Annotated in this window: 14 protein-coding genes; all 14 read right to left on the bottom strand. The window is 55.6% G+C overall.

The window, feature by feature from the left end; genetic code table 11:
* Positions 1–104 precede the first annotated feature (104 nt).
* Positions 105–692 (bottom strand): hypothetical protein, encoded by a 588-nt coding sequence (locus JEM67_RS11220; RefSeq protein ID WP_199637448.1) that lies wholly within the window; start codon positions 690–692, stop codon positions 105–107.
* Positions 692–1,129 (bottom strand): hypothetical protein, encoded by a 438-nt coding sequence (locus JEM67_RS11215; protein WP_199637446.1) that lies wholly within the window; start codon positions 1,127–1,129, stop codon positions 692–694. Before JEM67_RS11215 ends, JEM67_RS11220 begins: the two co-directional genes overlap by 1 nt.
* 3 nt (positions 1,130–1,132) lie before the next feature.
* The gene (locus tag JEM67_RS11210) at positions 1,133–2,527 is read right to left on the bottom strand and encodes a hypothetical protein (protein ID WP_199637444.1); all 1,395 of its coding nucleotides are present in this window, start codon (positions 2,525–2,527) and stop codon (positions 1,133–1,135) included.
* Between the two features lie 4 nt (positions 2,528–2,531).
* Positions 2,532–3,470, bottom strand: a complete 939-nt coding sequence (locus tag JEM67_RS11205) for a hypothetical protein (protein ID WP_199637442.1) — start codon at positions 3,468–3,470, stop codon at positions 2,532–2,534.
* Positions 3,454–3,885 carry a hypothetical protein gene (locus tag JEM67_RS11200; RefSeq protein ID WP_199637440.1) on the bottom strand — a complete coding sequence of 144 codons (432 nt, stop codon included), beginning with the start codon at positions 3,883–3,885 and terminating at the stop codon, positions 3,454–3,456. Before JEM67_RS11200 ends, JEM67_RS11205 begins: the two co-directional genes overlap by 17 nt.
* Entirely contained in the window at positions 3,882–4,307 is a 426-nt protein-coding gene (locus tag JEM67_RS11195; RefSeq protein WP_199637431.1) for a hypothetical protein, read from the bottom strand. Before JEM67_RS11195 ends, JEM67_RS11200 begins: the two co-directional genes overlap by 4 nt.
* 12 nt (positions 4,308–4,319) lie before the next feature.
* Positions 4,320–4,805 carry a hypothetical protein gene (locus JEM67_RS11190; protein WP_199637429.1) on the bottom strand — a complete coding sequence of 162 codons (486 nt, stop codon included), beginning with the start codon at positions 4,803–4,805 and terminating at the stop codon, positions 4,320–4,322.
* 63 nt (positions 4,806–4,868) lie between these two features.
* Positions 4,869–5,900, bottom strand: a complete 1,032-nt coding sequence (locus JEM67_RS11185; protein ID WP_199637427.1) for a major capsid family protein — start codon at positions 5,898–5,900, stop codon at positions 4,869–4,871.
* Positions 5,901–5,916: 16 nt separating this feature from the next.
* Positions 5,917–6,795: a hypothetical protein gene (locus tag JEM67_RS11180; protein WP_233527781.1), complete on the bottom strand. Its 879-nt coding sequence runs from the start codon at positions 6,793–6,795 to the stop codon at positions 5,917–5,919.
* A 20-nt stretch (positions 6,796–6,815) separates the two neighbouring features.
* On the bottom strand, positions 6,816–8,384 hold the full coding sequence (locus tag JEM67_RS11175; protein WP_199637425.1) for an NUDIX hydrolase: 1,569 nt from the start codon (positions 8,382–8,384) through the stop codon (positions 6,816–6,818).
* Positions 8,385–9,260 carry a hypothetical protein gene (locus JEM67_RS11170; protein WP_199637422.1) on the bottom strand — a complete coding sequence of 292 codons (876 nt, stop codon included), beginning with the start codon at positions 9,258–9,260 and terminating at the stop codon, positions 8,385–8,387.
* Complete coding sequence (locus JEM67_RS11165) at positions 9,232–10,665, bottom strand: anti-CBASS protein Acb1 family protein (RefSeq protein WP_199637420.1); 1,434 nt, start codon at positions 10,663–10,665, stop codon at positions 9,232–9,234. The genes JEM67_RS11170 and JEM67_RS11165 overlap by 29 nt, the downstream gene beginning before the upstream one ends.
* Entirely contained in the window at positions 10,665–11,936 is a 1,272-nt protein-coding gene (locus JEM67_RS11160) for a hypothetical protein (RefSeq protein WP_199637417.1), read from the bottom strand. The genes JEM67_RS11165 and JEM67_RS11160 overlap by 1 nt, the downstream gene beginning before the upstream one ends.
* Complete coding sequence (locus JEM67_RS11155) at positions 11,926–12,645, bottom strand: hypothetical protein (RefSeq protein WP_199637415.1); 720 nt, start codon at positions 12,643–12,645, stop codon at positions 11,926–11,928. Before JEM67_RS11155 ends, JEM67_RS11160 begins: the two co-directional genes overlap by 11 nt.
* Between the last annotated feature and the right edge of the window lie 11 nt (positions 12,646–12,656).

The raw sequence follows: 12,656 nt of genomic DNA, 5'->3' as shown, positions 1-12,656 counted from the left end.
TATTTCTTCCAGAATGAACCGCTGCCGGAAATGGAGCGGGCTTTTGTAGTCGCCGCAATCCAGTTCCCGGCAGAGTTCCCTGAATCCCTCACAGGAGGCCCAGGTCAGGAGGGAATGTACGACAGTTCCTGCGGGGCTGGCGGGGTCGGGGTATCGGTAGCCGTCTTCGACGTCGGTAAAGAATCGCGAAACGCCGTAGCGTTCAATGAGACGAGTTGCCCACTGTACATTTCGAGCGTTTTTCCCACCGTCGGGGCAATCAGGCTGGCTTTCTGAATAGCAGAGGAGACCATAAAAAACACCACTTCGCCCTCGACCTCGCGGTATTCGTCCGGCACGATGATCTCCTGCTTGAATGCGACCTCCAGCGGTACGGGCCGCCATACGCCGTTATCGTTGAAGATCACCGTGGTCAGGCGCTGAATATCATCAACAAGCGTCGGCGTACCCGCAGGAATATCCCCGATATCCTGCCGCGCTTTCAGAATATTTCTCAGCATCATCGCGGCCACACGCGGCGCGGCGGTCGCCCCCACCGATGTGAAGAAGTTGTGGAACATGTTCCCCAACAGCACGCAGTTCTCCTGCACCACTTCATACGGGAACGGCACAACGTGCAGGTACACCAGCGAGCCGTCTTCTCGCGTGATCGTGCTGACAAAATTCAGCTTTCTGTCAATTTTCATACCCATCAATCCCACATTTTGTCGTTGGTGGTCAGGTAGCCGGAGATTGTCGCAACAAAGCCGGCATCCGTACCGTTGAGGGTGATTTCGTTAAAATTCACCAGGTAGCAGTTCAGAATGGTGTAGTTGCCGAAGGTGCTCGCATCCGGCGTAACCACCACCTCCCCCAATGCGGTATCAGCAGCAAACTGCCGTTGATAGCTGGCGGCCAGCCCCTGCGTTTTCAGCAAATGCACCGTCAAGGTCACTTGCTGGTAAGGTGCCTGGCTGCCTACGGTGCCGGTCATCGTGGGTATAATGTCAGTGGCGGCGGTATCCGGCCGCATGCTGATCCCCTCTTTGCCCAGGAATGACGCCGTGACGTTTAACACCGGATTGTCGGTAATGCTCACCGCCCCCCGGACGCGGTTAAGGAATCCCTGCGGAACTAATGGATTTGGCATTTATTACGCCCCCACAAAATTGGTTACGTTGAGGTTGAAGGTGATGGACTCGAAACCACGCTTCGGTGTGACAACCGCACTCAGGCCGCTATATTTCCCATCGGCGTAATCGGACGGATTCAGGCTGGTGTAGTTGGCAAACGGCACGGCGTTGATCACCGCGCTGCCAGCATAGGTGCCTTTCTCGTACTCTTCGTTGAAGACGTCCTGGCTGAGTTTCGTGTCGATCACCTGGCCGAGGATCAGCCCATAGCTGATGCCAGAACGCAGCGTTTTTAATCCGCGGCGCTGTAAGCGGTCGATGCCGTTCTGCTCGTAGTAGAGCGGGTTAACGGTGGTGTTGGAGCCGTTAATCACCTCATTCGCCAGATCCATCTCCAGATTGATGGCGCACCAGGCCACTGCGTACCAGTAGTTGAACGGCATACCGTCCAGCATATGGCCGGCGACCAGCATCTTGTTGCTTAACCCCCCCTCTGCCGCCGTGCCAATGTAGTTGATGTTGCTGTCCTGTAAGGCTTTGAGCAGTTTGCCGTTCCCGGCAGGCGGATAATCCGTCACGCCATACATGAAACGGTACGCCATCGGCGGCACCATGTTTGACGAGCTCGGCTCGTTTGCCAGCGACGACTGGAACGGTGCCGCCATAGAAAATTCGGTGGCGCCAATTCCCGGAGCCTCAACGCCGGCGAAAACATTCGGGTATTTGCCCGACGCCCACGCTTCATAGGTGGCAATGGTGGTGGTGACAAAAAACTTAACCAGCGATCCCGGTGAGGTGTAGTTGTTCGCCAGCGTCTTGAACGATGCCTCTTCATCCCACTCGCGGGGAACCAGGTAGGAGAAGAATTTTTGATAGGTGTTACCCAGCGAAATATCTTCGTCGATAAATTTGCTCAACGCCGTGATCGCTGCCGCTGCACTTAACTCACCCAACTCCAGCACATAAACCGCGCGGCTGGTTCCCTGCGCCCAGTAAGTGGTATTCATCTGCTGGATTTCACCGGCTACTACGGAAAGCACGGTCCCCATCTTTGTTGCGTTACCCGGATTGCTGCTTAACGTATAGGTCAACACCTTGTCGCCAGTCACCGTTGCCGTATGCGCGCCGTTGTACCCCACGGGCTCTACACCGGAAATCACCACCGGCACTTTGTCTCCGTTGGCCCAGCCATGCGCTTCGGATAGCGTCACCGTGACGGTATTCCTCGCCCAGGCGATCGCCGTGATCGTTTTCGCCGGCGCGACAATCGTTTTCAGGTCGTCTTTCGACGTCAGCAGCTCATAACTGCCCGGTGCCAACGTTGTCCCCCCGACAGAGACCAGCGCGCCGGATTTCAGCAACTGGCTCGGCTTCGGTGGGTTGGTGACCGATACATTAATATTCACAATGGCCATTTAATTATTTCTCCACATAAATGGACGGGATGGCGGACGTGATCAGTTGGCGGGCGACATTCCTCATCCGCTGCTGATAGTAATTGACGCGAAATTTGATCTTCTTCCGCATGGCGATGATGTTGAGCTCGTTTTGCGTCACGCGCTCATCCTGCACCACGGGAATATTCATCACGCCCATCTCGGCATCATCACTGAGTGTGTATTGCTGGACGTAGCGGAGAAAGTCCTCTACGGATGCATTGCGCAGACCGGTTACCGAGATCGTCACATCCTCGGAAACCAACTGGTACTGGTTGGATTTTTCATCCAGATAAAAAGCGCCGGCGACCGGTACCGGGCCGCTGCATTTCACCGTGGCATACGGCGGCGCCAGGTTCTGCATTGACAGCATGGCCGGAAACATCGGCATGTACTGATTCAATGACAGCCAGATCGGCAGCGAACTGGAGACAACCACATCCGCCAGATCGATATCGTCCGGCGAGTTGATGATCTGCGACATCATGTGCGGGTATATGGCGTGCCCAGTGTAATGGTAAATGTTGGCGGGTTCGTTCAACCCTGAACGGCGAGAAAACGCAAACCGGATGCCGTAGAATTCGCCGATGTAGAGCACCTCGGAGCCAATATCATTGAAGGGATCGATATCGGCCTGCGCGGTAAACGTCACCACGTTTTTGTCGTAGAGTTGCTCCTCATCCTGAATGCTTTCCGTCGTCAGGTGCAGGTAGCCTTTTACGTCCCTGGTATCCGGTTCACTGCCCGGATCATCGGCAATAATCGACGCCTTTACCCAAAACACGAAACCATCCAGCGGAAGCACCTTGCGGACGTATTTGGTGAACGTCACCGATGCCGATCGGCTGATATCCTCCAGTCCCTGCACCAACGACGCGTTAAGCTCCGTTTTCGCCTGGGATAATTCATTGAGGGAAGGCATTCAGCACCCCGCTTATCCAGGCACGCATCGAGGCCTGAAACATACCGGTATCGATAAATGAAGGCCGCACCTCCCCCTTTTTCCCTTTAAAACGCTTGCTGATACCGTCCAGCGCGCGCTTCGTGGGTACGCCTTCTGTGCCGTTCATTTCGGCATTGTCCAGAAACGCCACAAAGAGGTGATGCACCTGCGACATGGATTCCGCGAACGGATCCGAAGACAACGGCACGCCCGCCAGCAGATTTTCCAGCCCGGCGGCCAGGTCATTACTCATCATCCGCGCAATGTCCTCGCCATAACGATCGAAGAACGTCTGCATGATGTGATATTTCCCTTCGAGAATGTCGGCCACCTCGCCGGTGGTCGTGGCCTCTGTCTCGTAGGGAAGATCAAGGACGCCAAGATGGAGTTTCATGATAGCCCCCACAAATCCCCGTACTGCTGCGCAATAGCCAGATACCAGCGACCATACGGATCTTTAAGCTGCTGCAGGTCGGCAAGAGAAAGATTTTTCAGAGCGTCACTGACAACCCGCGTTTGACTGGTCGACTCATCGGCCGAGGCACTGATCACCCCCGCGCTAAAGTTATTGATACCCAGGGTATTGCGCAGCTCACCGAAAACATCTGTTGGCCCGAAGTTGATGAGAAAAGACGCCGCAAGGTTATACACCGCCTGCGCGTAAAGAACGGGGCTGATGCAGGCGATCTGCCGGTTAACCCAGTCAATCGACAACGCATAAACGGTGGTAATGCTCGGGGCGTCATCGGGCAATTCTTCCGCGTTCACCCCCATAGTGTTTCGGATAAACAGGATAAAACCGGCCAGTTCAGGCATGACGCACCCCGCTTATTTTTTCTTTCCTTTGCCCGTGCTAACGGCCAGTGTTTCGTCAACGAATTGGGTTTCGTCCCTGTCCTCGTTGGCGTTCATCCGCTGCTCTGCGCTCATTTCCAGCTCGCCGCGGTAACCGCTTTCCTGTTCGCTCAGCGCGTTGTTGGTGGCGATCACGGACGCCTGACGACGTTCATGTGCGGCGCGGGTCAAATGATCGTCATTATCGCGCATCGCTTTTTCGATGATGCGCGACTGCACCGGTTTGTCGACGCTGTAGCACAGGCCGATATAAACGCGGTTCTGGTCAATTTTCGTGGCGTCGATCAGGCCATAAACTGCATGCTGTTGGATCACCTGATCGATTTCCGCGCGGGTACCGTCCATCACGACAGATTGTGCGCCGGCATTGATCGGGTTGTAGATCAGCCGCCCCGTTTCCGGCTGGCGATAGGCGAAGTCATGGCGTTGCTTGGTGGTATTGGCGATATAAAGTTTCATCTTCACTCCCGGATAAAAAAACCTACGCACCAAAAGGTGCGCAGGAAAAGTGACGCGGCGGAATTAGTCGCTGTACTTCATTGAGATAATGGTCAGCGCCTCAGGGCGGAGCACCCAGCCCGGCGTCGAGCGCATTTCCGACAGCACGTCGATAGCGCCACCGGCGATCGGGGTCGGAATTTCACGCGGCGCGGCCATGTCGCACAGCATCAGCGACGTGGCCTCCAGTGACGGGCTCAGTTTGGCGAATTCGTTGGTGTTGATCGTCGCATTCACCTCGGGCCGTTCAACTTCCGGCATCGCAATGATCACCGCATCGGTACCGTTGGCGCCGGCACCGATCAGCGTGTCGTCATATACCCAGTCAATACCGCAATCGGCTTCATCACCCACTTTCGCCACTGTGCCCTTGACCGTTGAAGTACCACCGCCAGGGCGCTGATAGCTGGTCAACTGCACGATTTGTTGCATCTCCATCGTGCCAAGGGTGCGCTGCGGCCCCAGAATAACCATGCGCGATGGGCGCCCCATCTGCATGGTGCGTGTGCGAATCGCCTGGATCTGCGCCAGCAGGAATACCGCCATCTGCCCGTGGTCATAGGTCAGTACGGTAGTGTTGCCGCCGCTGTCGGCCGGCAGGCTGATCGTGGTCGCGCCGTTGGTGTTCAGCACGCCCTCTCCACCCGCTGGATTCATGCCATAGAGCAAGGCATTACGCAGCTGCTGGAAAATCGCCTGACGGGTACCGAGGCGCTGCGCTGCTGGCAGGGCAATCCCCCAGTTGCCGGCGGCAGCCATGTCGTGATGATCGTAAATAGCGCGTGCGCGGAACATATACGTCGGGGTGCTAATCATCCGAGTATCCAGCGCCACCGAAGGGAGCTGGTTGGCGTTACCGGATTGGCTACTGGTCACCTGGGTACGAATATCCAGGCGCTTCATGTATACGTACTGATCACCTTCCGACAGGCGAACTAGCGGGTTACCGCTGGCCATGACCGAAAAGGCGCCGGATGCCTGCTGATAGCTCAGGACCATTTCCGGCATGATGTAGGACGGGTTTACAATTTGGTACGCGGGTGTAATGGCTGGCATCTCTTGGCCTCTCCTGTTACAGCAGAATTACTGCAGCGTTTCCGCTGTCGTTCCAGGTAGCAAAGCCCGTATCAGGATCGTAAGACACGGTTTTGCTGTTACCCATCTGCATTTCAATGATTTTTACCGGCAATGCGACAGCGGATTGATTTGCGGCGCCGACGATACCCTGGGTGGTCGCGTTGCCAGCCGGCACCGATACCGGGATATAAGTGAAAGAGGTTGCGTTCGGCACACTAAGCACCTGAACCGTGCCGTTATAGGCTGCCGGGACTGCCCCGGTAATGGTGACGTAAGCCCCAACGGCCAGGTTGTGCGCGCTCCCCGCCTTCGCCGTGGCAAACCCGACGGCATTTCCCGTTGGTGCCGTCCAAGTGATTTCCGTGGTTTCAACATCCGCCCCGACGGTGCTGAACACATCGAGGCTGTCAGTCGCGAAATTCCACACCAGTGGATGATTAACCGACATGCCCGCGGCGTTACTGCCCAGGGCAATAACGGCATCGGATACCTTCACCGGAACACGCATGCCGGATCCGAAACGATAGAACGACACGCTCATGTTGCTGAGGAACAGCGGCACCGGGGATTGTGGTGTCGTCAGGCCGTTGTGCGCCTGATTGAACACCGAGATCCCCACCAGTTCGGCGATCGATGTCGCCCGCTTAATGGTTGTGCCGCGTGGCGCCGAGGAGACGCCGGGAACCAACTCATTAACAGCCACACCGCCCCACAGTGGGCGGGTTTCGCTATTTGCCAACGTACCGGAGGCCAGCGCATAACGTGCCGCCGGATCATCCAGCGCCACCCCCTGAATCAGACCATCGGACTTCGTATAAAACGTTCCGCGGGCGTTGGTGGTCTGCATGGGATTAACTGTCAAAACGCTCGACATGTTTTATGTTCTCCGAGTGATTACTGGTTGATACCAGCGAGTTTGCGGCTAACCGCCTGGAATGGCGCCCAGCACGAGGATGGATCGCCGATAAAATTGCTGATACGGCGGCCGGTGGCATCGGTACGCACCACTTCGCGCAATCCGGCGCCGGGCTCCAGGCTGGATGCCGCCGATGCTTGCGCATCCGCATAGATTTTTTTCTCAGCGAGGGTCAGCAGGTGGCTGTCAGCAATCGCATGCAGATCCACCTCTTTATAATCGGTGGAGTATTTCTGCAGACGCGTCATGATGCGACGGCGGTATGGCATGGCACGTTCGCCGGCCATTGGCTGCGGCGCGCGTTCGCCAAATGACGCAAACACGCTGTCGGCCTTGCACTGTGTGTCGGCGATTTCGTTGCGTTCCTCGTCGCTGATCTCCTGGGGAACACGATTTTTCAGCTCTTCCATATCGGCGCGGATCTTGGCCAGTTCCGAATCGGCCTTGGCCTTTTCTTCTGCTTCTGCCGCATCAGCCTTCGCTTTTTCTTCCGTTTCGGCGGCATCGGCTTTCGCTTTCTCTTCGACCTCCTCTGCATCTGCTTTGGCTTTTTCTTCTGCCTCAGCGTCTGCCTTGGCTTTCTCCTCAGCATCTGCTTTGGCGCGGGCATCGCGAGCATCCAGCGCCTGATTAATGAGAGCTAATACCTTTTCTTCATCCATTTTCTGGACCTCGTTCAATGTGTCGGATTTAACCCCTGCAGGATCGCCCAGCTTGTCCCAAACGCCCTGCTCACAAATAGCCAGGTGGTCCAGTAAAACCGGGTTTCCTTCCAGCAGTAGCGGTTCGCCGTCGACGTTGATCAAAACGTCGTCACCGCCCGTCACCGTTGGGGATGTGCTTAGTTGCCGCGAGGAAAGGTTGGCGGCGGCGTCAGTGTCATAGATGCGGGCCATACCCCACACCTCGTCACCCTGGATCCAGGCAAAGGCGATCGCCCCGATAGTCCTCGCGGCAAATTCCTCGCTATTCAGTACGTTTTTTTCAGGGTGCCGCCAGATAACCGGCAAGCCTGCGCACCGGGCGAGAAATTCGTCCGTGAGATAATTTTCAGGGGAGCGATATGCGTACTGCCTGAATTTTGAGCGCCACGTAACACCCGTGCCGGTGATACGCAGCGCCCACAGATACATATTTCTGAAAAACTGCGGGGATGTGAGTTGACCGCCGGAGATAAGCCCGGCGACGTCCATTTCGTTAAGCGGCTCGGCCTCAAGCATCGCCACCATGCCGGGATGTAACGGCTCAGGGAGTTCATCCAGCGAAAACCAGCCATACGCCTGATTCTCCTCGTTCAGAACCGCCTCGAATTGTTCTCCTCCTTCGGCAATATAAGTGACATAGCCATCAATCAGAGCGTGCGGCGTCAGAGGCGCAGCATAGTCAACGCCGCATTCCTCCAGCACCTCACGTCTAGCGGCAGCCTCGGGGGGTTCCCCCTCGTCGAGTTTCCCACCCGGTACCGCCCACGAACCGTCATCCCCACGCTTAACCAGAAATACCTTTCCGGCGGATTTGAATAAAATCCCGGCCGCGTAGGTTTCCACTTACCCTCCTGTGCGTATGCCCTCAAAATTCGCCGCACGCCGGCCAACAGAGAGATCACCTGAGGAAAATTTCTTCCACTTATCGGTTTTCATCTCGTCAGGCAAGCTGCGCACGTTGTAGATGTAGGTGAGATAGCACCGGCAAAAAACTTCTTCGCCGGGCTGGGTGACTTCATCGAGATACCCCGCCGCGCCGGCACGCATAAATCCTTTTTTCAGCGCCCAGTTGCCACGAATGGCGTACACCTTCAGATCACGGTCTTTGTGCGGTTCCCGGTAATCGTAATTAGGCTGGCGCCAGTGGCTGTGCCAAACGGCAGCAATCGCGCCGCCCTCGGTGGCAATGATGTTGTCGATATTGGCGATCAGCTTGTGCGTCTGATCCACCATCACGCGTCGTTGTTCAAAATCAATCTGCCTGGCTGACTTAGCGATGTGCTGGCTGGTGTCGATCACACCGCTACGTGTTGACGCCGAAAGCCCAGGACTGATGGCGTTAATAGGTGGAATACTGGTTGCCCAGCCGCTAAATCGCTGAATAGTACGATTCACCGCCTGCGCCCGGTTCAGCTTTATCAGGTCGGCAGACGCCACGATTCGCCTATCAAGCTCAGCTCGCAGCTTAGGTTCGACATAATTCAGCGTGAACCGGGCAACGCCAGGATGCCGTTTAAGCGCCCTTTCCCGGCCGACTTCCAGATCGTAAGCCGCCGTTAGCCGGCGGGCTGCATAGCGGTAAAAATCCTCCCCACCTATTTTTTCCTCCGCGGCGTTTCTCAGGCGCTCGGTCCACATCAGCAGGCGTTCTTCGCTGCTGTAGCCGTGTTCTAAAAAGTCCTTGATGGCGTCACGCAGCGCTCTGAGAAATGGGCTCATCGGGATTTTCTCCGTCTGGTGGCGTTATCACCTTAGGTGGATTCTGTTCAAGCAGTTCGTAATCCAGCTCCAGGCGGTCAGCAAATAAATGCTCATTCATGTTGGCGTTTTCACATCCCCACTTGATAAGCGTTGCCCGGTTTTCTGGATCGCTGGAAAGCTGCGGCAAAAGCACGTTCAGCATTTCAGTGATCGCCTTGAATCGAATTTCATCGACTTTGACCTTTTCGCTTTCTGGCTCTTTCAGGGAGGACGGCCAGACATAATCGAAATTTCCCACCCACGAGCTGAATGCCGATTGCCAGGTAACATTTTTGTATTCCGGGACATCGTTTTTCAGCGCGTCGAAAAATTCCGGCGACCAGGCGCGGTACTGAACGATGCGCACAAAGAAATCGTAAAGCGGCTGCAGATCCTTGCGCACGTCATCGATGTACTGCGCAACGGCTTTCGCATCCTCTGTCCCCTCACCAAACCCACGCGTAAACGTCTCGCTGTTCAGCAGGATGGCCGGCATATCCGCCGCGGTGGCAATATTGGCCAGGATGTGGTTTCGCGCAGTATCCAGCGGCTTTTCCAAGTTCTGCATGTCGAGCGATTCGATCTTGTCGTTCTGTCCCACCTGCAGCACATCGCCATTGCCACCGCGCTTCAACATCCAGCGCTTAATGCCGGACATTTTCTGCATCATGTTGTTGACGATCGAACTGGCTTGCTGAATAAACGCCACAAGTAGCCCTGCTTTGATCGTTACCATGTCATCCGCACGCATAGACTGGATAAAGGATTTCAGCGGATAGAGCGCGCGCTGGTAGACGCTGCGCCCAACAAAACCGAACGACGACGGCGTGTAGGACAGGTAAATAGGCTCCTCATTCATCATCACGCAGCAGCGGCTTTGGTGGTAGGGCTTGCCAGCAACAGTGACGCCGCCAACTTTCTGGAAATCCTCGCTGTTGGGATCCTGATTAAGCACCACCGAGCCTGCGGTATTCATCGGGTCCAGAACGTTAAACGTGACTGACTTTTTATAAAGCTCGTCGAATTTCGCCGCCTCGTTGGTAGGCTCGCCGTCGATCAGCATCACCACGGCGCCAACGCCATAAATGCGTGATTGGCGTGCCACGTTGGCAATAATACGATCGGCGTTGATTGCCCTCCATTCACGCTCAAACGCTTCGCGCAGCCGCTTTTCTGGCCCTCTCGTGACGTGAACGGCGCGCGATTCGGACATGGCCAGTTTTATCGGACGGTCCACCATTTTTCCGCCCAGCGGGTGGAAAAGATAAATCAGCTTGCACAGCTCATAGCCGGCTTGTGAACCTGGCTCAATACCGTCGCCCTCAAGGATCTGACTGAGGGCGCCAGTAGTGCTGCCCATGCAAATATCATCGGTGTCCTGCATCAGAAACCCTCTCCATTACCAAGGCCCAGTGCGACGCCGTAGTTGAAGCAATCAAACAGATCGTCGTCCTGGTTTTCTTCGCCGATGATGAACTGGAGCACTTGCGTCAGAAGGTGGTTTTTCTTCGACTGCTTGTATTCCACCAGCTTGTCATAGGCATATTTCGAAATGCGTACTTTCCCCGACGCCACATACCCGGAAATATTGATGGCGCGGGACTCTTTCGGTAGCGATGTGAGATCGCTGTCGATTGGGTGAACGTTCCAGCCCTCGTTAGCCCCTTGCTGCAATAGCGTGATACCGGTGGCCTTGTCCTCAATGAATAGGCCGGTGGTACCCATGCGGGCATTGCAGATTTCGCTCAACGATTTAGCTTTGCCGATCCACTGCGGGACCACGTCTTTCAGGAAATAACCGTCGATCTGGATAATGTCCCAGTCCAGAATCACCAGGTGCGGAGTCGGCAGCGTATTCAGGGCGAACCAGATACACGCCGAACCATCGTTATGAAGCTGACCTTTCTGCGCGCAGTCGACCACGCCATAAACCGTATCGCAAGCAAACGGGTAATCGACCGGAGCGTTGTTTTCCAGCAGCCAATCCAGCTTGAAAAAGTTCTGGCCGCGCCAGTCTACGAACTCCGCGTTGTATTCCTGCTGGACCACCATCGGCGGACGGCCGGCGATTATTCGCGCCAGCGCCTCGGGGTTAATAGTTGGGTTCGCCGACGTAGGCGCGTGGTGCTCTTCCCACCCCATCGACTTATCGTTGCAGGCTTGATAGAAAAAGTTCTCGTCGTCCACGCCCTTCGGCGTACCGGCCATGATGGCGTCACCATCAAAGTCGAGCAGCGTCGGCTCTATCGCCTGTTCCCAAATATCACGCATACCCTTTTTGACCAGGCTGCCTTCGTCAATGATGACTTTGTGATATTTACGGGAGCGGCCAGCATCCGGGTTATCCAGCGTCCAGAATTCAACCTGACCACCGCCGATCGCTTCAATTATCGAATCCGTCTTGCTGGAACTGGTAGTGATCGGCTTGAGCAAATCCCGAATAGCCTTAAACGAGGGCAGCAGGATTTTATAGGACGGCGCAAACCAGCCCACGCGCATCTGTTTTGCCGCCCAGTTGCCTCCGGCCTGTTCCAGCATGGTGGTTTTACCAAAGCGACGCCCGGCGCGGATCACTTTCCTTTTGGCCGGCGAGCGATAAATTTTCTTCTGCCCGTCGTGGAACGGCAGGAACGTGATCGTGTGTTCAGTCGCCATCAGGAGAGTTCACTAGGTTGATAATTATCTGTCCGTCCTTGCCATCCTCTTTCGGATCCCCCATCCGCTTCACCTCGATATGACCTTTCTCTGTGGCCACGATGCGAAATTCGGTGTCAGCATTAAGCTTTCGGATGGATGCCTTGGTGTATTCCAGCGACTCAATGCGGACCGTATTGCGCATCATCGCTTTGTCAGCGGCGGCGATCTCATCCTTGATCACCTTCCTCTGCTCGTCAGTTGCGTCCTCGAGGCGAGTTATCAAACGACCAATGTTTTCGGCAGCGGTTAGATTCGCGGCACGCAAGCGAAATAGCTCATCATCCAATGCCAGATATCGGGCATCCTCGGAAATCTCATCGCTGTAAAGCAGCCGGCGGCCGTAACCTCCATGCTTCAATGCATTTTGGTTTCCAGGGCGCGCGTTGTAGTGAACGCGTTTCGTATCTGGCACATTTGCGCATTTCTTTTCTGCGCAATTCTCACCGCCCTCCCTTAGCCGGTGGGGCCTATCAGTTTTTTTATTTTGCGCATTGCGCATTTTTTTCTGCGCACTCGGTTCTTTCCCTTGCGCAGGGATTTTTATGTGCCGGCGCGCGGTGGCGTAGTTATATCCGTTCGCCTCGCACCACGCTTTCGGGGAAATTTTGGTTTTGGCGTATTCGGAGAGGAACAGCTTTTGAATGGCTCCCCAGTCCTGTTTTGCCATAACGTTCTCCG

The organism is Serratia sp. PAMC26656, from assembly GCF_016469055.2.
Lineage (GTDB): Bacteria > Pseudomonadota > Gammaproteobacteria > Enterobacterales > Enterobacteriaceae > Serratia > Serratia plymuthica.
The sequence above is the reverse complement of the archived record's forward strand: the minus strand, read 5'-3'. Positions and strand labels throughout refer to the sequence as shown.